We start from the raw sequence: 22,024 nt of genomic DNA, 5'->3' as shown, positions 1-22,024 counted from the left end.
TTCGCCACCGACCTGGATCGCACGATGATCTTCTCGCGCAATGCCTTCGGCGGCGCGGACGCGGTGGCGAAGGAATGTGTGGAGTACTACGAGGGCGAACCGCTGTCGTACATGACCACCACCGCCGTCACCCAGTTACGGCAGCTGGCCGCCGCGGCGCCGGTGCTCCCCACGACCACCCGCACCATCGAGCAGTTCCAGCGGATCGCACTGCCCGGCGCACCGTGGCGCTACGCGGTCACCAGCAACGGCGGCAACATCCTCGTCGACGGCATCCCCGACCCGACCTGGCGCACCGCCATCGACGACCAGGTCCGCACCACCGGCGCGACCCTCGCCGAGGTCGGCGCCGAACTGCGCACCCGCATCGATGATTCCTGGGTCGCGAAGTACCGCGAGGCCGACGACCTGTTCTGCTACCTGGTCGTGCACCCCGACGCGGTCCCCACGGGGTTCCTCGCCACCTGGGACGCGTGGTGCCGGACGAACGGCTGGTCGGCATCCCAGCAGGGCCGCAAGATCTACACGATGCCCGACGCCGTCAGCAAGAGCTTCGCCATCGCCGAAGTCCGCCGCCGCCTGGTGGATTCCGGCGCACTGGCCGAGCACGCGCCGCTGTACGCCGCGGGCGACGGCGCCCTCGACGCCCCCATGCTCCGCGCCGCCGACGCCGCCATCCGCCCCCGCCACGGCGAACTCGAGGAACTGAACTTCACCGCCCCCAACCTCACTGTCACCGCGGCCGCCGGCATCTTGGCCGGCGAGGAGATCCTCGACTGGTTCCACACCGTTGCCGCCGACCCCCTCCTCGCGCCCGTCCCCGACCCCGCCTGATCTGGACTGTTGATCACCAGGCCGTGGTGGCGTCAGCTTCTCGACCGATGCTCACCTGAGAGCCTGGTGATCAACGGTCCAGGACGGGGAACAGCCCTTGTGCCAGCACGGGCCAGGACGACTTGAGGTCGTCCTGCCAGTAGCCCCAGGAATGGGTGCCGGTTTCCCGGTAGACGAAGGTCGCGGGGATGTCGAGTTGGCCGAGGCGGGCTTGCAGGTTGTGCGCGCCGAGGAAGATCGCGCCCTCGATCAGCGCGCCGAGTGCCACCGTCTTGGGGGTGTCGGCGGGCTTCTCCATGCGGAACGGGCCGCCCGGTTCGTCGTGGATGCCGGGGATGCCGGTGCCGGTGGACACGAAAAGGTTTGTGCCGCGCAGCTTCTCGGCATTGACCAGCGGATCGTTGGCCACCCACAGCGGCCCGCCCGCTGGACCCCACATGTTCTCGATGTCGCCGCCGCCGTACATTTCCACGGTCGCCTTCACCGCCTGCTGGCCCGCGAGATCGCTGACCTGGGTGAGCCCGCTGTACACCGCCGCGCTGCGGAAGAGCCCGGGATGGTTGATGGCGAGATTGAGCACCGGCACGCCCGACATCGACAGCCCGGCAATGGCATTCACCCCATTGGTGCCCAGCGCCGCGTCGATGAGCGGTGGCAGCTCCTCCCCGATGTAGGTCTGCCACTTGTTGACGCCGAGCACCGGATCGGGCTTGATCCAGTCCGCGTAGAACGACCACTTGCCGCCGATGACCTGGACGACATTGATGTCCTTGTCGGAGAGGAAATCCAGTGCGTCGGTACGCAATTGCCACGACGCGCGATCCTCGCCACCACCGGCGCCGTTGAGCAGGTACAGCGCGGGCTTCGGTGTGGAGATGTCGGCGGGGCGCTGCACGTCGACGGGGAAGGTCGCGTCCATCGAGGCGGAGTACACGTGCAGCCGAAGGTGCCGGGCGTCGGTGACCTCCATCTTCTCGATGAAGGACCCGTTCGGTGAGGTCACCGCCTCGATCGTCACACCGGGCGCGGTGACCGGCTCGGCGGACACGGGAATACCGGTGACGAGCGAGGTGCCGAGGGCGAACACTGCCACCGCCACGACCCGTCGGATGCTGCGACGCCGCACTGCGCCCACTCCTCTGATCGAACCACCGCCGAACCGTTCTCTCGGCGGAGCTCACCGTAGCGGGCACCCGGCGATCGCCGCCGGTTTTTGGCGCGTTCTCGTTTCAGATTCTGTGGGCTCGGGTCAGTAGCCCTGCTGCTGACCCGAGAGCTGCTGGGCGATGACCCCCTGGATCCGCTGCAGTCCGCCCACGCTGACACCGCTCTGCAACTGGCCCTCGATGGTGCGGACCAGGGCGTTGTCGCTCATGATCTTCTCGGTCGACTGGATCAGCACGGTCCCGGCGCCGGTGAAATCGAACTGGCGCTCCTCGCCGGAGTTCACGCCCATCCTGGCCGCGCCCGCCGCCAGGAAGCTGCCGATCCAGCCCTCGTCGTAGTGGTGGCTGGGGGAGGGGCAGTCGGCCCAGCCGACCAGCGCCTCGGGGTCGACCCGCAGCGGCGGTTCGGCGAACATCACCGGACCGTTGGAGGAGGCGAGGAACTTGCCGGTGCCGATCAGGGTGAGGAACCCGGGCACGATCGACTGCTTGAGCGCCAGGCCCGGCTCGAAGGCGAGCAGGTTGGCGCCCCGGATGGTGAGGTTGCCGTCCTCGAGATCGTAGGAATTGATGTCGTAGCCGCGGTCGCCGATGATCAGCTTGCCGTGGCCCTCGGCGACCACGTAGTCACCCGCGAACAGCGGCGCGGAGAACTTGGAGGTCACCATGTGCACGAGGTGGCCCTGCAGGCCGTGGGTGAGCAGCTGGAACTGGATCTGGCCGTAGTAGGCGATCATCGCGCCCTTGCGCATGAACCACGGGCCGGTCAGGTCGATGCAGAAGGCGTAGTCGTTGCCCGGAATGTTGTCGCTGGCACCGAGATTGTGCGGAGACAGGATTTGGCTCATCGGTTCACAACTTCTCTTCGGAGGCCTGCACGTACACCACACCCTGTCCGACGCAATGCAATTGCATCGCCTCGCCCGAACCACGGCCCACCGCGTCACGCCAGCTCAACGCGGCCTTGAGCTCGGTCGTGACGTTGCCGTACGCGGCGACGAAGGCCTGCGGGTCGACGACCACCGGATGCTGCCCGCCCACTTGCAGTTCCAGGAATCCGCCGTGCCCGAGCAGCACCGCCGAGCCCTGTCCGCTGAGCTGGGTGGTGAACATGCCCTGCCCGGTCGCCACGCCGGCGGCGGCACCGCGCAGCGCGCCCATCAGACCGCCACCGCCACCCCCGCCCGAACTCGCCACCGACACCACCGACGCCTGCAGCGCGGCCGAATTGGCCAGCAGCCGGGAAGCTTCCACGCGCAGCGTCGCACCCGGCTGCAGCTGCACCACCTGCACCTCGAGCCCGGCGAATCCGTAATGGACAACGCCCTTTCCGCTCGCCAGCATCGTGCGCTCGTGCTCGCCCGCCATCATCTGCCCGGCCATCCGCATCAGCCCGCCGCCGCCCATTCCGGCGCCCGCACCCGGAATCTGGTGCGGGGAGAAGGCGACCTGGCCCGTGTAGAACAGCATCGCGCCGGTCCGGCCGACCACGTCGCCTGCCCGCTCGAGGTCGACCCGGACGACCTTGCCGTTGATCTTCTCGAACATCGCCCGCCCTACCGTTCCGCCGGCTGGATCAGCACGACGCCCTGGCCTTCCCACCGCAGTGAGAACGCCTCACCGGAACCCTGGCCGACCACGGAGCGCCAGGAGACATCGGTGACGAAGGATTGATTGAGATTGCCGCGCGCCGCGACGAACGCGTCCGGGTCGACGATCAGCGGGAACTGCGGCGAGACCTCGAGATGGATCAGCGGACCACCGGCCGACAGCAACGCCACCTGGCCCTGCCCGCTGACCGTGGTGGTGAACAGGCCGTTGCCCGCCGACATCCCGCCGACCCCGGCGAAGCGCACATCGGTGCGCAGATTCCCCGCGAAGGCCAGCAGCTGCTGCGACTCGACCTGCAGGGTCTCGTTGTTCAGATTCACCACGGTGACGTCCTGGCCGTTCACCGCGAAATAGACCCGGCCGTTGCCACCGCATTCCATCAGCGACAGCTTCTCGCCGGTGGCGCGGCGCTTGAGCCCGGCCAGCACGCCGTCGCCGCCGCCGAACCCGGCCGATTTGAACTGCACAGTGCCTTCGTAGGCCACCATCGAACCCGCGATCGCGCGCACGCTCGTCCCCGTGAGCTGGGCTGCGACCACCTTCTTCGATTGCTCGAACAATTGCGCCATGACCGGCCTGAGGTCCCCTCTGACAAGCGGGATCGAAGCCCCGTTCCGACTGCGTCGTCACCCTAACCGATCCGGGGCGCGGGTGCGGGGCTCACCGAGCGCGAACGCCACCGGCCGGTTTCTCGTAGAGTGGCAGGCGACCGCACCGACAAGCGAAGGGTCGAACTTGTCTGCAACACTCGCCAAGGGCCAGAACGGTCCGCTGGCCGTCACTGACGTGGTGATCTCGCTCCAGCTCACGGCACCGGCCGACCTGTCCGCACTGCTCGTGACCGAGCAGGGCAAGGTCCGCACCGACGCCGATTTCGTCTTCTACAACCAGCCGAGCGGACCGGGCGTCGACCTGCGTCCGGGCCCGGCCGGTCAGCCCGCCTCGCTGGCGGTGTCGCTGCCCGCCGTGCCCGCCGACATCGCCCAGATCCGCGCGGTGATCACCCTCGACGACGCGAACAGCAACTTCGGCCGGTCCGCCCCGCCCACCGCGATCGTCTCCGACGCGGCCGGGAATCAGCTGTACGCGTATCAGATCGAGGGGCTCAATGCCGAGTCGATCGTGATCGCGCTCGAGCTGTACCGCCGTCAGGGCAGCTGGAAGGTGCGCGCCGTCGGTCAGGGCTACGCCGGTGGTTTCGCCGCGCTCGTCACCGATCACGGTGTGCAGGTGGATGATTCGCCCGCCCAGGCCGCGCCCGCCGCCGCGCCGCAGCAGGCACCGCCGCCGCCTCCGCCCCCGCCGTCGCAGCCCGCGTACCCGCAGCAGTCCGCGCCGAGCTACCCCCAGCAGTCGGCGCCGAACTACCCGCAGCAGCCCGCGCCCGCCTACGCCCCGCCCGGTGGTGGCTATCCGCCGCCGCCCGGGCCCGGTCCGGCCCCGCAGCCGCCCGCCGGTGGTTACCCGCCGCCGCCCGGCCCCGGCTATCCGCCGCCCGCGCAGCCCGCGCCGCCGCAGCAGGCCGGTGAGGTCAGCCTGAGCAAGGATCGCCCGGTCAGCCTGCAGAAGGGCCAGCGGGTCACCCTGCGCAAGGACGGCGGCACCGCGCTGACCTTCGTGAAGATGGGCCTGGGCTGGGACCCGGTCCGCGCGCGTGGCATGTTCGGCAACCGCACGGTCGACATCGACCTCGACGCCTCGGTCTGCATGTTCGCCGACAACAACCTCGTCGACGTGGCCTACTACGGCCAGCTCTCGTCCAAGGACGGCTCGATCCGCCACCAGGGCGACAACCTGACCGGGGAAGGTGACGGCGACGACGAGACGATCCTGGTCGACCTGACCCGGATCCCGGCCCACATCTCCACCCTGCTGTTCATCGTCACCTCCTACAAGGGCCACACCTTCGAACAGGTGCAGAACGCGTTCTGCCGCCTGATCGACGGCACCACCAACGGTGAGCTCGCCCGCTACACCCTCGCGGGCGGCATGCCGTTCACCGCGATGGCGATGGCGAAGGTGTACCGGGCCGGCGGCGACTGGAAGATGCAGGCGCTCGGCGAGGGCTTCCAGGCCAAGCACCCCGGCGAGGCCGTCCCGCAGCTGGGCCGCTTCCTCGGCAACACCTAGGCCGCACGACAGAGCAGGGCAGACAACGTGATTCACCTGAAGGCGGGGCAGAACACCGCCCTCACCGCCGACGCCGTGCGCTTCACCGCGCAGACCACCGGCACCGTCGAACTCGGCGCGCTCGTGGTCGGCGAGGACCTGCGGGTACGCGACGCGCACGACCACGTGTGCGCGTCGCGGCCCTCGGCCCCCGGGGTGAGCGTCATCGGCGGCGCGGTGGAACTCGCTCTGCCGCAGGTGCGTTCGGATGCCGGTGCGGTGCTGCTGTACGTCGCGGCCGGTCACGTGCTCGGAAGTGTCACGGCGGCCCTGTTCGAGAACGGCAGTGTCACCGCGGAATTCGTCATCTCGCCGACCGCGGGCGAGAGCGCGCTGATCTGCCTCGAGGTCTACCGCCGCGGCGGTGCCTGGAAACTTCGCGCACTCGGCCAGGGATACGCCGGCGGTTCGGCGCAACTGCTGACCGCACACGGCGTCCCCGCGTCGACCCACCCCGGCCCGCCGACACACGCCGGTGCGCCTACCCACGGCTCACACCCCTCGGCTCCCGATGCCCCGACCCACGGCACCCCTACTTATCCGGGATACCCCGGCGGACAGTCCGGTGGGCCAACCCAGTCTGGCGCCCCGACTCAGTTCGGTGCGTCGAGCTATCCCGGTGGACCGACTCAATCCGGCGCGCCGACCGAGGCGTTCGGCCAGGTCCCGCCCGCGCCAGGAGCCCCGCTCGAAGTCGGGCACGGCCTGCAGCGCATGTGGATGATCTTCGAGGACGCCGCTCGCTCGGCAGCCGCGCTGCTCTCCGCCCGCGATTACGCCGCCACCCGGCTGGATCAGGAACTGTCAGAGGCGGTTTCGAATCCGGCGACCCGGAATACCCCCGCCGCCGATGCCGCTCGCACCGTCGCCCAGCGTCGCCATGACGACCTGGTCGGGATCGCCGACGCCGACCACCGGCGCGACAGCGATCAGCTCGGTCGCGAGATCGCCGAGGCCGACGCCGTGATGCCCGCCGCGCTCGCCTCCTGGCTCGCTCCGTCCTGGACCACGCGTGCGGAACCGAGCGACGGCATCCGGCTCGGCGAGCTCTACGCCAGCGAGCGCGGCGAGTTGCGCGTGCCGTATTGCGTTCCGGTGCCGTTGAATCGGCCGCTGTGGGTCGACACCGAGTCCACCGCCGCCGCCTCCCGCGTCGTCGGCGCCCTGCTGGCCCGGCTCGTAGCCGCCCTGCCGGACAAGCCGATCCGGGTGGACCTGATCGACCTCACCGCGGGCCTGCGCGGACTCGCCACCCCCCTCGCACCGCTGCTGGCAGGCCCGGTGATCACCGACCACGGCGACATCTCGGCGCGCCTGCGCGAGCTCGCCACCGCGGCCGAACTCGCCGAAATCGCTTATCAGAGTGGGCAAGCCGTCCCGCCCACCGAGCACCGCATCCTCGTCGCCGCCGACTTCCCGCACGGCTACCAGACCGAGGACGTGGTCCGCCTCGGCCAGCTCATGGTGCGCGGCGACCTGATCGGCCTGTCGCTGATCATCGTCGGCAGCGGCACCACCGAATTCGCCGACGGCCCCCTGGCCCTGCTCGCCCAGTCCTGCCGCCACCTGCCCACTCTGCCGGGCACTCCCCTCTTCGACCCGTGGACCGGCAACGCCTGGGAACTCGACCTCGACATGCTCCCCGCCGAACCCGAACTCCAGGCCCGCTACCTCCGCACGCAGTAACCCACCCGATCTGGACGGTCGATCACCACGCTCTGGTGGCGGGCGCTTCTCGGCCGGTGCTTACCTGAGAGCGTGGTGATCAGCCGTCCAGCACCGGGGCGCGGTGGCTAGGTGTGGGTCAGGGAGGTCTTCCGGTCGGGAGCGCGTCGCCGGGCGAATGCGTCGGCGCGGGAGAGGCGGGGGCGCAGGAATTCCGGGAGCCACGGCAGCAGGGGATCGGGTGCTCGATCGAGGACGCCGCCCGCCGGGTCGTCGACGAAATCGCGGCGGACCAGGTCGTCCTGCGGGCGCAGGATCTGGTAGACGATCAGCGCGCACAGGCCGATCACAGCGAGGTCGCGCAGCACCACGGTGCCGGTGAACCACTGCTCGGGCACGCCCTTGTTGTCCTCGCCGAGGTAGTAGTACATCCGGGGCACCCAGACGAGTGCGTCGATCGTCATCCAGGCCAACAGGATTCGCCGATGTGGCAGGGCGAGCACCGCGAGCGGCACCAGCCACAGCGAGTACTGCGGGCTCCACACCTTGTTCGTCAGCAGGAACGCCGCGACGACGAGGAAGCACAGCTGGGTCAGCCGGGGGCGTCGCGGCGCGGTGAGCGCCAGATAGCCGATCCCGGCGCAGGCGAGCAGGAACAGCAGCAGCGAGACCGAGTTCAGGATGGTCGGCGGTTCGCCGTGCGCGAGCGGGCCGTCGAAGCCGGCCCAGCCGGTGAACGAGGAGATCACGTTGTAGATCGAATCCGGATCGGCGTGCCGGGTGGTGTTGAGCCGGAAGAACTCCCGCCAACCCTGCGGGTACAGCGCGGCGATCGGCAGATTCACCACCGCCCAGGTGCCCGCCGCGGCGACGGTCGTCAGCGTGGCCGCGCCGAGCGGGCGCAGCGCGAAAAGGTGAGTCCTGGCGGGGGTTTCGCGCAGATAGGTGCGAACCGCGGCGACACTGTCGATGTCGCGCAACCGCAGGCCCGCGCGCGCGGCGGGCAGGCGCTGCATCGGATCGGCCCGCAGGCACAGCACGATGATCGGCCCGAGCAGCAGCAGCGGATACAGCTTGGCCGCACCGCCGAGCCCGAGCAGCACCCCGGCGAGCACGGGCCTGCGCCGGGCCCAGGCCAGCAGGCCGGTGGCCGCGAAAGCCGTTGCCAGGGCGTCGAAATTGGTGAACGCGTGCACGATGACCAGCGGCGAGACCGCGATGAGAGCCGCATCCCAGACCCGCCGCCCGGCTAGTCGCGACGAGGCCCACACGGTGATCAGCCAGCCCACCGCGAGACCGAGCGCGACGACGTTGAAGTACACCACCACCGACATCGCGCCGGGCAGCGGCAGGTGATCCCAGACATTGCCCACCTGCATCGCCGCGTACTGGTACAGGCCCGAGAGCACCGGGTATTCCATGTACCTGACCTCGGTGCCGCCGTCGGGCGTCGACTCGATCCAGTGCTTCTTGTACGGGAAAGCGCCCTCGTTGAGCCGTTCGGCGCCGTAGAGCGGGACCGTGTCCGAGTAGCACATGGCCACGTACTGGCGGCCGTTGGTCCAGTCCAGCGTCAGCCCGCCCGCGCCGTCGTCGGTCTGCTGGATGCAGGCGGCCTTGGTCGACCAGCCCAGCGCCAAGAAGATCACCGTGAAGGCGAACAGCACCCGCAGCGGGGTCCAGAACCGCACCCGCCCGATCAGCGCGTGATCGCCGACCGGGCCGCCGACCACGGTGGACAGCTGCGTGGTCAGCGAATCGTTGCGGCTGGGCCGGTCGCGCGCGTCGATCGAGCGCAGGTCGGGGGCGAGCTGGGCGGGCGCGACGTACTGCACCGCGCGGCCCGGCCGGGTACCACTCGACGCCGGTTGGTCCGCGAGTTGCTGATCGGTCACGACATCCGAGGCTACCGGTGGCTACCGGGTTCCGGTCGGCGCGGTTCCCCCGCCTGTGTCGCTCTCGTCGTCCTCGGTTCCCCCGTTGCCGGTGACACCGCCGTTGCCGGTGGTCGGCGGGGAACCGTCGGCGGGTGCCACCGGCTGGCCGGGCAGCGGTCCGGTTGTGGGCTCCGGCGCCTGCGGCGCGCGCTGCGGCACCGCGGGCTGCTGCACTCCCGGCACCGGAATCCGGATGCCGGGCAGGATCTCCACCTGCGAGGGCACGATCACCGGCGGCGCGAAGGTCTGCTCGGTGGTCGAGGGCGCGGTGAACGGGGCCGACCATTCCGGCACGCCCGCCTGGCCCTTGATCGGCGCGGGCTTGGGGAACGACTCGTTCGACGTGCCCGACAGCGCGGCGTCCATCGTGGACTTCCAGATGTCGGAGGGCAGGCCGGAACCGTAGATGCTGCCGCCACCGTAGTTGCGCAGCGGTTCGCCCTGCTCGGTGCCGACCCACACCGCCGTCGACAGCGACGGGGTGTAACCGACCATCCAGGCGTCGCGGTTGCTGCCGGTGTCGCCGAGCTGGTGGGTGCCGGTCTTGGCCGCCGACTCGCGGCCACCGGCCAGATTGTGGTTGCGCGAGTAGGCCGCGATCGGCTTCATCGCCGCGGTGACATTGTCGGCCACGGCCGCGCTGACCCGCTGCTCACCGGCCGGTTCGCCGCGATCGAGCAGTACCTGACCGTCGGCGGTGACGACCCGCGAGATGAAGTGCGGTGCGTGGTAGACGCCGGAGGCGGCCAGGGTCGCGTACGCCGAGGCCATGTCCAGCGGCCGGGACTGGTACTGGCCGAGCACGATGCCGTTGTTGGGGCCGTTGCCATCCGGTTCGGTCAGCGTCTTGCCGATGCCGGGCAGCTCCTCGGGAATGCCCAGCTTGTGGCCCATGTCGGCGATCTTCTGCGGACCGCCGTTCATGTCCAGCTGCATGCGGTAGAAGCTGGTGTTCAACGAGCGCTTGAGTGCCTCGGCGATGGTGCACATCCCGCACGACTCACCCTCGACATTGCCGATCTGGATGCCGTTGACGGTGATCGGCGAGCTGTCGTAGAGCTGCGAGAGGGGGATGCCCTGTTCGAGGTTGGCGGCCAGGCCGATCGACTTGAACGAGGAGCCGGTGGGCAGACCCGCGTTGGCGAAGTCGAAGCCCTGGCCGTCCTCACCGCCGTAGTAGCCGAGCACCGCGCCGGAGCGCGGGTCGATCGAGACCACCGCGGTCCGCAGGTTCTCCGGTTCGCCCTGCAGGTTCTTCTGCGCGGCGTTCACCGCGGCTTCCTGCACCTTGGGGTCGATCGTCGTGGTGATCTGCAGGCCCTCGGTGTTGAGCTGCTGCTCGCTGATCCCGGCCGCGGACAGCTCCCTGAGCACCTGGTTCTTCACCAGGCCCTCGGGCCCGGAGTCGAGGCTCTTGTCGCCCAGCGAGGCCAGTGGCACGACCGCCGGGTACTCCATCGACTGACGGTCGGCCGCGGGCAGGTTGTTGCCGGCGACCATGCCGTCGAGCACGTAGTTCCAGCGCGAGCGCGCGCCGTCGGGGTTCTGCTCCGGATCGAGCAGCGAGGGCAGCTGAATGGTCGCGGCGAGCACCGCGCCCTCGGCGACGGTCAGTTCCTGGACGGGCTTGCCGAAGTACGCCTTCGCGGCGGCATCGATGCCGTAGGCGCCACGACCGAAGTAGATGGTGTTGAGGTAGGCGGCGAGGATGTCTTCCTTGCTCCACTCGCTGGCCATCTTCGCCGAGATCACCAGCTCGTGCATCTTGCGTGTCATCGACCGCTCGTCACCGACCAGCGCGTTCTTCACGTACTGCTGGGTGATCGTGGAACCACCACCGGCGCTCTCCTTGCCCATGATGTTGTCGCGGGCGGCGCGGGCGAAGCCCGAGACCGAGAAGCCGGGGTTGGTGTAGAAGTCGCGGTCCTCGGCGGCGATCACGGCGTTACGCGCGTGCGGCGGGATCTGGTCGATCGAGACCTCGGTGCGGTTGCCCTCCGGCGGCACCACCTTGCTCAGCACGGTCTCGCCGTCGGCGGCGAAGATCGTCGCGACCTGATTGGTCTCCAGATCGCCGGGCTTGGGCACCGACACCGCCGTGTAGGCGACCAGGAAAACCGTGCTCGGTACGACGATGGCCAGGGCGACCAGGACATACAGCGTGCGGCGCACGATCCGCCACGGCGATTTCTTCTTCACCGTTTCACCATTACCGGAGCCGTCGTCGCCCCCGCCACCATCGCGGCGGCTGCGCGGACCGGTCGGCGGCGGGGTACCACCGGAGCCGGTGGCCCGGCGTTCACCGGTGGTCGGGCCACCGGGACGCCTGCCCGCGCCGGGACGCGCGGCGGCCGCGCCGGCGCCGGCGCGGCGGGTCACATCATCGTTGGCACCGCGCACGGTGCGGGCGGCGTCGGGCTGACCCGAACGCACGGTCGGCTCCTCGGGGCCACCGGGACGCGGCAGCTTCTGGGTGGCACCGGCGGCGGGCACCCCGGGGCGACCGGGCTGACCGGGCCTGCCCTGCGGCGGCCTGCCCTGACCGGGCGGCGGTCCGCCCTGCGGCCCACCGGGGCGCTGCGGGGGCGGACCGGGACGGCGCGGCGCGCCACCCGGCGGCGGTCCCTGCTGACGATTGGGCGGCGGTCCACCCTGCGGCGGCCTGCCCTGACCGGGCGCCGGGCCGCGCCCACCGGGCGGCGGACCGCCCTGCGCGGGCCCACCGGGACGCTGCGGGGGCGGACCCGGCCGGCGCGGCGGCGGGCCGGCGGGCCGATCACCCGACTGTGGAGGAACACCGGGGTTGGCACCCCGAGCTGGACGGCCGCCATGCGGATCATCGCCGAAGGGGGAGGACTCGTAGGGCGAACTCACTGACCAGATCTCCATAACTCGTAAGGTTCAACCGACACACGACATCCGCGCCGGTGGACCGGCGCGGATACCTTGCACCCCGAACAGCGGCGCATCAAGCGGTGGCCACCATCACTGCGCGGCCCCCATCACTCGGCAGCGGATCGCCGCCCGGCTCTCGGACCGGATCGGCGACGGGCGGGCGCCGGCGCCGAACCGAGCACATACGACTGCACCAGATGGTTCCAGCTGCACGAGCGGCACACCTCGACGACGTGCACCGAGAACTCCTCGTTCGACTCTGCCATCCGGATCAGTTCCTCCGGTGTCCGCGCCGACCCGGCCGCCTGGCCGAGCCCGTCGCCGTACACCCAGGAAACCAAGGTCAGCTGCTCTTTCCGGCAGATCGGGCAGGTGACCTCGCTGCCCCGACCATGGAACTTCGCGGCCCTGAGCAGATACGGATTCGCATCGCACACCTCGGCCACCCCCACCCGGCCCGCGTAGACATCGGCCAGCAGCGACCTGCGCCGGAGCGCATAGTCGACCACCTGCCGCTGAATTCGCACGATCACCAGAGTAGCGGGGTTTGATTCGTGGCGTTGTGGGCACCGCGAGTTCCGCGGTCACATCGTAAACTCCCGATACCGGGGTCGTCCCGGACATTTGCGCAGGTTAGGCGAACGAAGGTGATGGCTGATTCCGGGCGGTCCGCGCGCGGACCGGAATCCGTGACGAGGGCGCGTGATATCGATCGCGCGCAGGTGTCGAGCGTTCTTGACGCCGCCTACGCGGAGGGTCAGCTGAGTGCGCACGAGTACCACGACCGGGTGCGCCGGGCCGCGTCCGCGCGGACGCTCGGCGACCTCGGCGGACTCACCGCCGACCTGCAGTCACCCGCGGTATTCGGTGCTCCGCCCGCCGTCGCGCCCAAGCGGTTGGGCCGCAGGCATTTCGACGAATACCCGGCCAGAACCCGTGCGCGGACCGCCGACCGCGCCGCCACCCGCGAGGTACTCGACGCTGCCCGGGCCGACGGCCAGCTCGACGCGAGCGAACACCGTGCCGCGGTCAAATTGGCCGATGGGGCAAGGACTCTGGGCGAGCTGGCCACCCTGGTCACCGAGTTGCAGCAGCGTCCGGCCGCACCGACGAAGCCGAGAACCCGTGACCTGTCCCGGATCGCGACCGTCCTGGCCGCCGCGGTCGTCGCGGTGGCCTGCTTCGTCTGGACCGTGCGCGCCGACGAACCGCCACCGCCGCCGGTCGAAGTCGCCGCGATCGACTACGACGCCGCCCCGCCGCTGGTCCTGCCGACCCCTTCACCCGCCACCCTCGCCGGATTCCTGAAGGTCCGCGACGACTACCTCGCGAAGTTCGGCGACACCGTCGTCGCCGAACTGGTGCTGCACGACACGCACGCCTCGGTCCAGCGGATCTCGGCGGCCAATCCCGCCCGCACCGACGACTACACCTACCGTGGCGGCTTCGTCCGCTCGCCCGGCGGCTATTCCACCCGGCAGCGCGACGAGGCGCCGGTCGACCTGTCCCAGGTCGACGCCGACGCGCTCGGTGCCGTGCTGGCCACCGTCGTGACCGACCTGGCGGTACCGGACGGGCAGGTCTCACACCTGCGGTTCGATGCCGACAGCCGGACCGAGCAGCCCGCCATCATGATCTTCGTCCGCAGCGAGGCCGGTCACTCCGGCCACCTGACCATCACGCTGACGGGCGACATCGTGCGCAGCTCTCCCTATACAGAATGACCGAGCAATGAAGAATCCCGTCGCCGCCAAGAACCTGCGCGCCCGTGACACCGACCGCACCGACGTGTGCGCCCTGCTCGACGCCGCGCTCGCCGACGGCCAGCTCAGCGCGGCCGAACACGAGAACCGCACCGCCACCGCCATGCGCGCGGAAACCTTCGGCGCGCTCGACCGCCTCGTCGACGACCTGCAGGTCCCCGCCGACCTCGCCGCCACCCCGGTCGCCCGCGGCATTCCGCGCGCGCCACGGCGCTGGTGGATCCCCGTCGGCGCGGTGGCCGGTGCGGCGCTGCTCGGCGCGCTGGCCGGGCTGATCGGGCGCACCGCCGGTGACGTGGTCGCCGGCGAGTCGGTGCCCGACCTGACCACCGGCACCGGCTTCGCGTATTTCCTCGCCGCCTACCAGGCGGAATTCGGTTCGATGGTGGCCGACGACGCCACGGTGTATCCGGACTCTGTCCGGGTCTCCCGGGATTCGGGGCAGCCGGGCAAGGCGGACCGCTGGGGCTATCGCGGCGGGAAGTTCGAGACCTGGGGCCCGCAGGACAGGCGGCCGCCCGGTACGCCCTCCTTCGACCTGGCCGAGGTGGACGTCGAGCGCTTCGCCCGCATCGTCGCCGGTGCGCCGGAGACGGTCCGGATACCCGACGGCCGGGTGACGCTGGTGACCATCCGCTTCTCCTCGGGTCAGAAGGATCCGTGGCCCGAGATCGGCATCCACGTCAAGAACGAGGCCGAGCAGACCGGCCATTTCACGATCGCCCTCGACGGTGAACCCCTCGCGGTCCACCCCGCCCGCTGACCGGCCGTTCGCCACCTGCGCAAACAGTGATCTGCGTCATCGAACTATGCGCAGATGTATCGCTCCGATATAGTTGGAACTCGCATCCACGGTTAGGTCCGTTCGGTCTGTCAGGCCGACATAGTCAGGGAGTGAGGTCGCGCAGTGCTCGAATTGGCGATTCTCGGCCTGCTCCTCGACGCGCCCATGCACGGCTACGAACTGCGCAAGCGGTTGACGGGCCTGCTCGGAGCGTTCCGGGCCTTCTCCTACGGTTCGCTCTACCCGACGCTGCGCAGGATGCAGGCCGACGGGTTGATCGCCGAGGAGCTGCCGGAGGGCGCGATCGCGCGCCGTGCGCGTCGCGTCTACCGGCTCACGCCGGTCGGGCGGGAACGGTTCAACGAACTCCTCGCCGACACCGGTCCGCAGAACTACACCGATGACGGCTTCGGCGTTCACCTGGCCTTCTTCAGCCGCACTCCCGCCGAGGCGAGGATGCGGATCCTGGAGGGCAGGCGACGCCAGGTCGAGGAGCGCCGAGAGGGTCTGCGGGAAGCGATCAAGAAGGCCAGCGGCTCGCTGGATCGCTACACCCGCCAGCTCCACCAGCTCGGACTGGAATCAAGCGAGCGCGAAGTGCGCTGGCTCAACGAGTTGATTGCGGCGGAGCAATCGACGAAGGCGGCACCACAGAAAGAGGGAAAGAGCGGCCATGAGTGATGTCAACAAGGTTGGGTCCGGCGAAGTTCGCGTCGCGATCGTCGGTGTGGGCAACTGCGCATCGTCGCTGGTGCAAGGCGTGCAGTACTACAAGGATGCCGACGAGAACTCGACCGTTCCCGGCCTCATGCACGTCAAGTTCGGTCCCTATCACGTCAAGGACGTGAAGTTCGTGGCCGCCTTCGACGTCGACGCCAAGAAGGTCGGCTTCGACCTGGCCGAGGCGATCTTCGCCAGCGAGAACAACACCATCAAGATCTCCGATGTGCCGCCCACCGATATCACGGTGCTGCGTGGCCCGACTCTCGACGGCATCGGCAAGTACTACGCCCAGACCATCGAGCAGTCCGAGGCTCCGGCCGTGGACGTCGTCAAGGCACTGAAGGACGCCAAGGTCGACGTGCTGGTCTCGTACCTGCCCGTCGGTTCGGAAGAGGCCGACAAGTTCTACGCGCAGTGCGCCATCGACGCGAACGTGGCGTTCGTCAACGCGCTGCCGGTCTTCATCGCCTCCGACCCGGTCTGGGCGCAGAAGTTCGTCGACGCCGGTGTCCCGATCGTCGGTGACGACATCAAGTCCCAGGTCGGCGCGACCATCACCCACCGCGTGATGGCCAAGCTGTTCGAGGACCGCGGCGTGGTGCTCGACCGCACCTACCAGCTCAATGTCGGCGGCAACATGGACTTCAAGAACATGCTCGAGCGCGAGCGCCTGGAGTCGAAGAAGGTCTCCAAGACCCAGGCCGTCACCTCGAACCTGACCGGTTCGCTGGCGGGCAAGGTGCACGACCGCAACGTCCACATCGGTCCCTCGGACTACGTGGAGTGGCTCGACGACCGCAAGTGGGCCTACGTGCGCCTCGAGGGTCGCGCCTTCGGTGACGCCCCGCTGAACCTGGAGTACAAGCTCGAGGTGTGGGACTCGCCGAACTCGGCGGGCATCATCATCGACGCGGTGCGCGCGGCCAAGATCGCCAAGGACCGCGGCATCGGCGGACCGGTCATCCCGGCCTCGGCCTACCTGATGAAGTCCCCGCCGGAGCAGATCGCCGACGACGTCGCGCGTACCCAGCTCGAGGCGTTCATCATCGGCGCCGAGTAGGAACGTACGAAAAGAGCCGGTGGGCGCGAACTTTCGCGCCCACCGGCTCTTTTTGTGCATTCTCAGTCGAGGGAGACGTACACCTCGACGCTGGTCGGGCCGGTGTAGCGCTCCAATTCCGCTGTGTGGGAGCGGGTTATGGTGCCCGCGCTCTCGGCCTTGACGACCTGGGCCCAGGCGGTGCGCAGCAGGTCGTAGGGCTTGTCGGAGACCACGAACTTGGCGTAGCGGCCCGCGGGGATACGGGTGAGGACGTCGCCCTCGTCGATGTCGTCCAGCTCGGCGACCTCGTAGCCGAGAACGGCGACGGCGTGGTCGTTCTGGCCGATGTAGGCCGCGGCGCGGGGGACCGGCTTCTCCCGGGACAGGTAGCGGTCCCAGGTGAAGTTGACCAGGTCCAGGTCGCGCGCGGTCACTTCACGTCCGGCCAATGGCACGGTCAGGCCCGCGATCAGGCCGTCGTCGAGGGTGACGATCTCGAAATCCACGGACATGGCCTATTCGCCGCCCTTCTCGTCGGTCACGGAGACGAAGATCGCGACGGTGCCCGCGTCGGGGTACTCCTCGCAGTCGCCGGTGTAGGCGCGCACGAACTCACCGGCGGCCTCGGCATCCCAGATCTGGCGCCACAGGGCGACGACGGTGTCGCCGAGATCGTCACCGCTGGCGACGAATTTGGCGTAGCGGCCTGCCGGGATCCTGGCCAGCACGTCACCCACCTGCAGATCGGACAGCGTCTTGCACTCGTAGCCGGCGATATGGGTCAGGTAGGAGTTGATCTCCGGCGCGAAATCGACGTATCCCGTCGCGGCGCGCCCGGGTAACGACCTGGCCCGCAGGTGCTGCCACGCCTCCACCACCTTGGCGCGGCGCGGCCCCTCGACAGCGAGCGCCGGGCTGCGGAGCACCGTGCCCGCGATCAGCGTCTCGGGACGGTCAACGACATCGAATTCCACCTGCGTAGCCCCTATGTCTAGTCTCGTCGTCGCTCGAGCGCATATCTTCCCGCATCGATCTGACAGGTTCCGCGTCGGGATCTCGTCGACCCCCTGGCCGGGCTGTTCGCGCTCTGGCCAACGATGTTGCCATGTCCGGGCAGGTGCCGGGTCACGGTGGCCAATCCGTGATCTATCGTGGCCCTTCCCCACCGATCCCGGGGAACCATTCGCCCTGTTCAGGGGCCTGCGTCGCGGGCGGAATGATGATCACCGGCGGCGGATTCCGCGGGGCGTTGGTCGGCGGATTGAGAATGTCGAAGCCACTGTTGCCCGGCGGCGGCGGGACGGGTGCGGGCGCGGTCCAGCCGCCACCGCTCGGCAGCGGCGGCGCGGCGAACTGCTCGACGGGCGTGCCCGCCAGCGCGGTGTCCATGACCTGCTTCCAGATGTCGGCGGGCAGCCCCGACCCGTAGATCGCCCCGCCCCGCCCACTGCGCAGCGGCTGTGACTGCTCGGTGCCGACCCACACCGCCGTCGACAGCGCGGGCGTGTAGCCGATCATCCAGGCGTCCTTGGTGTCCTTGGACTCGCCGAGCTGAGTGGTGCCGGTCTTGGCCGCCGACGGCCTGCCCTCGGCCAGCCCGTGCCCGTTGGAGTAGTTGGCGATCGGCATCATCGCCTGCGTCGTCGCGTCGGCGATGGCGGCGGTGATCCGCTGCTCGGGTTCCGAGAGTCGCTTGCCCACGCGGTTTTCCGCATCCCGATCGAGCAGTACCCGGCCGTCACCGGTGGTCACCCGCTGGACGAAATAGGGCGGGTGATAGACCCCCGAGGCGGCCAGGGTCGCGTACGCCGACGCCATGTCGATGGGCCGAACCAGGTACTGCCCGAGCACGATCCCGTTCAGCGGCGGTCCGCCCGCCTCGGTCAGCGAGACCCCGTCCACGCCGGGGATGTACTCGGGGATCCCGGCCAGGTGCGCGGCCGCGGCGATCGAGCGCGGGCCGTCGGCCATCGTCATGGTGAGCCGGTAGAAGCTGGTGTTCAGCGAGCGCTTGAGCGCCTCGGTGAGCGGACACTGCCCGCAGGAATCGTTGTCCACGTTGGTGATCGTGGTCCCGCGATCGGAGATGGGCGAGCTGTCGATCGACCGGGTCACCGGAATGCCCTGCTGCTGCGCGGCGACGAGCGCGAACACCTTGAACGAGGAACCGGTCTGCAGCGGGGCCTGCGCGAAATCGAAACCGGCGCCGTCCTCGCCGCCGTAGTAGGCACGCACCGCACCACTGCGCGGATCGATCGAGACCACCGCCGAGCGCAGTTCCTCGGGCTGCCAGGCCAGTCGTTCGCGCACGGTGTCGACCGCGCCCGCCTGCGCGGCGGCGTCGATGGTGGTGGTGATCTGCAGTGCGCCGGTGTTGATGTCGGCATCGGTGAGCCCGGCGGCGCGCAGCTCGCGCAGCACCTGGGTGCGGATGTGGCCTTCCGGGCCGAGCACCGTCTCCGCCGCCGGGACGTCGACGAGCGGGATGATCGGCGGGAACTCCGTCGCGTCGCGGTCGCCGGGCGCGAGCACGTTCATCTCGACCATGCCGTCGATCACGTACTGCCAGCGGGCCCGCAACTGATCGAAGTGGGTCTCGGGGTCGAGGACCGAGGGGGAGCGGATCACCGCGGCCAGCACCGCGCCCTCGGCCAGGCTCAGCTCCGGCACCGGCTTGTCGAAGTAGGCCTTCGCGGCGGCGGCGATCCCGTAGGCGCCGCGGCCGAAGTAGATGGTGTTGAGGTAGGCGGCCAGGATCTCGTCCTTGCTCCACTGCCGCGCCATCTTCGCCGCGATGATCAGCTCGCGCATCTTGCGGGTGACGGTGCGTTCGGAGCTGAGGAAGGCGTTCTTCACGTACTGCTGGGTGATCGTCGACCCGCCGCCCGCGTTGTCGTGGCCCGCCAGATTGTCCCGCGCGGCCCGCAGGAACCCGCTCGTCGAATAGCCGGGGTTGGTGTAGAAATTGCGGTCCTCGGCCGAGAGCACCGCGTCACGGACCTGGAAGGGCACGTCACTGAGCGGGATCGGAATCCGATTGCCCTGCGGGGGAATGACTTTCGTCAGCACGGTGGTGCCGTCGGCGGCCAGCACGGTGGCGGGCTGCTCGACCGCGACCTCGGCGGGCTCGGGAATCTCCGAACTCCAGTACACCGCGGCGAACAGCAGCGTGGGCACACAGAAGAAGATGACGAACAGGCTCAGCAGCAGGCGCCGGATCCGCTGTCCCCTGGTGCGCCGGCGCCGTGGCCGGGGCTCGTCCGGCTCCGTGCCCTCGGCCAGCCGGGCGGCCTGGGCGCGGCGCGCCGCGCCTTTGCGGGGCGGCTGATCGCGTCCGAGCGGGTCACGGAACCCGGCGATCGAGGTGTAGGGCGGATCGTCATCGGAGCGCCCGCGTCCGCCCTCGGAGGCCACGACCATCTCCTTCCGGAGCGATGGAAGAACTCACCTGCACCGACCTATCGATGCGGGTGACTCTACCCGGCGCGGGTCACCGAACCCCGGAAGCGACGCTGTGGGCGGGCAACGCGCCGCCCGTCAGCTCTTGACGCCGCCCGCGGTGAGACCGGAGATGATCCGGCGCTGGAACAGCAGCACCATGATCACCAGCGGCACGGTGACGATCACGCCCGCCGCCATGATCGCCGCGTACGGCTGCACCAGCGGATCGTTGCCGGAGAAGCTGGCGATGGCCACCGTCACCGGCTTGGTCTGATCACCGGAGAGCAGCCGGGCCAGCAGGTACTCGTTCACCGCGGCGATGAACGCCAGGATCGCGGTCGTGAACACCGCGGGCGCGGCCAGCGGCAGCATGATCAACCGGAAGGCCTGCAGCTTGCTCGCGCCGTCGATGCGCGCGGCTTCCTCGAGCTCCCAGGGCAGTTCGGCGAAGAACGAGGCCAGGATGTAGACCGTCATCGGCAGCACGAACGAGATGTTCGGGATGATCATCGCCTGGTACTGACCGATCCAGCCCAGGTCGGTGAACAGCTGGAACAGCGGCGTCACCAGCACCACAGCCGGGAACATCGAGGCCGACAGGATCAGCCCCGAGAGCAGGTACTTGCCCGCGAAGGTCATCCGCGCCAGCGCGTACGCGGCCAGCACGCCGAGTGCCAGTGCGATGGCGGTCGTCGCCGAACCGATGATCAGGCTGTTGAGCAGCGCCTTGCCGAAGTCGTTGCCGCGGCTGGTGTCGAAGGCGTTCTGGAAGTTCTCCAGCGTCACGTGGGTCGGCCACGGCGTGCTGTCGAAGGTGTGCGCCGAATCGCGGAAGGCGACGACGGTCATCCAGTAGAACGGCCCGAGCCCCCACACCAGGATGATGAACACACCCAGGTAGAGCCGGGCGGTGCCAAGGCGCTTGCGCCACGACACCGGCTGCACCGCGAGCTCGCCGGACAGCTCGGGCGATTCCTTGGTCATCGAGATGCTCATCAGGCCGCCTTCCGCTGTTCTTCTTGCGTCCGAACGGCATTGGCGCCGAGCACCTTCACCAGGACGAACGCTATGCCGAAGACGAGTAGGAAGGTGATCGTCGAGAGCGCGGCCGCGCTGTTGGGGCCTTGGCGCACCTGATCGACCACCAGGATCGACAGCGTGTTCGTCGCCGGGTTGCCCAGCGTCATGATCGCGGGCAGGTCGTACATGCGCAGCGCGTCCATCGTGCGGAACAGGATCGCGACCAGCAGCGCGGGCTTGAGCAGCGGCAGTGTGATGTGCAGGAACCGCTGCCAGGCCGAGGCGCCGTCGACCTTGGCGGCCTCGTACACGTCGTTCGGGATCACCTGCAGGCCGGCCAGGATCAGCAGCGCCATGAACGGCGTCGTCTTCCACACGTCGGCCACGATCACCGCGAACCGGGAGGCCCACACGTCGTGGGTCCACAGGATGTCGGTGCCCAGCACCCGGTTCACCACGCCGTCGGCCTGGAACATGAACTCCCACAGCCGCGCGGTGACGGCGGTCGGGATCGCCCAGGGGATCAGCACGGCGGCGCGCAGCAGCGCCCGGCCGCGGAAGGTCTTGCCCATCACGATGGCCATGCCGAGGCCGAGCAACGCCTCCAGCGACACCGTCACCACCGTGAAGAACAGGGTGACCCCGACCGCGGACCAGAACTGCGAGCCGAGCGTGCCGGTCGGGCACGAGATCGTGCCGCCGGGCGAATTGCACTGCTGCAGCAGCCAGTGCGTGTAGTTGCTCAGCCCCGCGCTGCCGCCCTCGACGAACATGCCGGTGGCCGGGTCGATCCCGGCGTCCTGCTGAAAGGACATCCAGAGTGCCTGGAACACCGGATATCCGATGACGACGGCCAGCGCGACGAGCACAGGCGTGATGAACAACCACGCCTTGCCGGATCGCTGCAGTTCCAGCGCAAGCCCGCGCTGCTTGGGTCCCGAAGGATCCGACACCGTTACTACTCTCCTACGGTC

The 22,024-nt window shown here is 69.4% G+C and carries 19 protein-coding genes; 7 read left to right on the top strand and 12 right to left on the bottom strand.

Annotation, left to right across the window (positions count from 1 at the left end):
• Positions 1–24: 24 nt before the first annotated feature.
• Positions 25–834: an HAD family hydrolase gene (locus ACFVVM_RS17645; protein WP_387619284.1), complete on the top strand. Its 810-nt coding sequence runs from the start codon at positions 25–27 to the stop codon at positions 832–834.
• A 70-nt stretch (positions 835–904) separates the two neighbouring features.
• Here ACFVVM_RS17645 and ACFVVM_RS17640 read toward each other — a convergent pair whose 3' ends face one another.
• The 4 genes from ACFVVM_RS17640 to ACFVVM_RS17625 form a co-directional block, all read right to left on the bottom strand.
• Entirely contained in the window at positions 905–1,960 is a 1,056-nt protein-coding gene (locus ACFVVM_RS17640) for an alpha/beta hydrolase (RefSeq protein ID WP_387618918.1), read from the bottom strand.
• 123 nt (positions 1,961–2,083) lie between these two features.
• Positions 2,084–2,848, bottom strand: coding sequence for an AIM24 family protein (locus tag ACFVVM_RS17635; protein WP_387618915.1), 765 nt, complete (start codon positions 2,846–2,848; stop codon positions 2,084–2,086).
• Between the two features lie 4 nt (positions 2,849–2,852).
• The gene (locus ACFVVM_RS17630) at positions 2,853–3,548 is read right to left on the bottom strand and encodes an AIM24 family protein (protein WP_387618912.1); all 696 of its coding nucleotides are present in this window, start codon (positions 3,546–3,548) and stop codon (positions 2,853–2,855) included.
• A gap of 8 nt (positions 3,549–3,556) precedes the next feature.
• Positions 3,557–4,180, bottom strand: coding sequence for an AIM24 family protein (locus ACFVVM_RS17625; RefSeq protein WP_387618909.1), 624 nt, complete (start codon positions 4,178–4,180; stop codon positions 3,557–3,559).
• 166 nt (positions 4,181–4,346) lie between these two features.
• Here ACFVVM_RS17625 and ACFVVM_RS17620 point away from each other — a divergent pair, with 166 nt between their 5' ends.
• On the top strand, positions 4,347–5,741 hold the full coding sequence (locus ACFVVM_RS17620) for a TerD family protein (protein ID WP_387618906.1): 1,395 nt from the start codon (positions 4,347–4,349) through the stop codon (positions 5,739–5,741).
• Positions 5,742–5,768: 27 nt separating this feature from the next.
• A complete protein-coding gene (locus ACFVVM_RS17615) occupies positions 5,769–7,466 on the top strand; it encodes a TerD family protein (protein ID WP_387618903.1) in 1,698 nt (565 codons plus the stop codon).
• Between the two features lie 107 nt (positions 7,467–7,573).
• Here ACFVVM_RS17615 and ACFVVM_RS17610 read toward each other — a convergent pair whose 3' ends face one another.
• The 3 genes from ACFVVM_RS17610 to ACFVVM_RS17600 form a co-directional block, all read right to left on the bottom strand.
• A complete protein-coding gene (locus ACFVVM_RS17610) occupies positions 7,574–9,280 on the bottom strand; it encodes a glycosyltransferase family 87 protein (RefSeq protein WP_387619281.1) in 1,707 nt (568 codons plus the stop codon).
• 81 nt (positions 9,281–9,361) lie between these two features.
• Positions 9,362–11,581 (bottom strand): transglycosylase domain-containing protein, encoded by a 2,220-nt coding sequence (locus ACFVVM_RS17605; RefSeq protein ID WP_387619278.1) that lies wholly within the window; start codon positions 11,579–11,581, stop codon positions 9,362–9,364.
• An 803-nt stretch (positions 11,582–12,384) separates the two neighbouring features.
• On the bottom strand, positions 12,385–12,804 hold the full coding sequence (locus tag ACFVVM_RS17600) for a DUF5318 domain-containing protein (RefSeq protein ID WP_387618900.1): 420 nt from the start codon (positions 12,802–12,804) through the stop codon (positions 12,385–12,387).
• 123 nt (positions 12,805–12,927) lie between these two features.
• Between ACFVVM_RS17600 and ACFVVM_RS17595 the strand changes: the two genes are divergently transcribed.
• The 4 genes from ACFVVM_RS17595 (at position 12,928) to ACFVVM_RS17580 (ending at position 16,607) form a co-directional block, all read left to right on the top strand.
• Entirely contained in the window at positions 12,928–14,001 is a 1,074-nt protein-coding gene (locus ACFVVM_RS17595) for a DUF1707 domain-containing protein (protein ID WP_387618897.1), read from the top strand.
• A 7-nt stretch (positions 14,002–14,008) separates the two neighbouring features.
• Positions 14,009–14,803 (top strand): DUF1707 domain-containing protein, encoded by a 795-nt coding sequence (locus ACFVVM_RS17590; protein WP_387618895.1) that lies wholly within the window; start codon positions 14,009–14,011, stop codon positions 14,801–14,803.
• Positions 14,804–14,947: 144 nt separating this feature from the next.
• On the top strand, positions 14,948–15,505 hold the full coding sequence (locus tag ACFVVM_RS17585; protein ID WP_071930941.1) for a PadR family transcriptional regulator: 558 nt from the start codon (positions 14,948–14,950) through the stop codon (positions 15,503–15,505).
• Positions 15,498–16,607, top strand: a complete 1,110-nt coding sequence (locus ACFVVM_RS17580) for an inositol-3-phosphate synthase (RefSeq protein WP_387618891.1) — start codon at positions 15,498–15,500, stop codon at positions 16,605–16,607. The genes ACFVVM_RS17585 and ACFVVM_RS17580 overlap by 8 nt, the downstream gene beginning before the upstream one ends.
• 62 nt (positions 16,608–16,669) lie before the next feature.
• Here the strand turns inward: ACFVVM_RS17580 and ACFVVM_RS17575 are convergent, their stop codons facing one another.
• The 5 genes from ACFVVM_RS17575 to ACFVVM_RS17555 form a co-directional block, all read right to left on the bottom strand.
• Complete coding sequence (locus tag ACFVVM_RS17575) at positions 16,670–17,101, bottom strand: GyrI-like domain-containing protein (RefSeq protein WP_387618888.1); 432 nt, start codon at positions 17,099–17,101, stop codon at positions 16,670–16,672.
• A gap of 3 nt (positions 17,102–17,104) precedes the next feature.
• The gene (locus ACFVVM_RS17570; RefSeq protein ID WP_387618885.1) at positions 17,105–17,563 is read right to left on the bottom strand and encodes a GyrI-like domain-containing protein; all 459 of its coding nucleotides are present in this window, start codon (positions 17,561–17,563) and stop codon (positions 17,105–17,107) included.
• A gap of 172 nt (positions 17,564–17,735) precedes the next feature.
• On the bottom strand, positions 17,736–20,009 hold the full coding sequence (locus ACFVVM_RS17565; RefSeq protein ID WP_387618882.1) for a transglycosylase domain-containing protein: 2,274 nt from the start codon (positions 20,007–20,009) through the stop codon (positions 17,736–17,738).
• A 117-nt stretch (positions 20,010–20,126) separates the two neighbouring features.
• Entirely contained in the window at positions 20,127–21,014 is an 888-nt protein-coding gene (locus tag ACFVVM_RS17560; protein WP_387619275.1) for a carbohydrate ABC transporter permease, read from the bottom strand.
• Positions 21,015–21,025: 11 nt separating this feature from the next.
• Positions 21,026–22,003 (bottom strand): carbohydrate ABC transporter permease, encoded by a 978-nt coding sequence (locus tag ACFVVM_RS17555; protein WP_387618879.1) that lies wholly within the window; start codon positions 22,001–22,003, stop codon positions 21,026–21,028.
• Positions 22,004–22,024 lie beyond the last annotated feature (21 nt).

This window comes from Nocardia sp. NPDC058176 (genome assembly GCF_042883805.1).
Lineage (GTDB): Bacteria > Actinomycetota > Actinomycetes > Mycobacteriales > Mycobacteriaceae > Nocardia.
The sequence above is the reverse complement of the archived record's forward strand: the minus strand, read 5'-3'. Positions and strand labels throughout refer to the sequence as shown.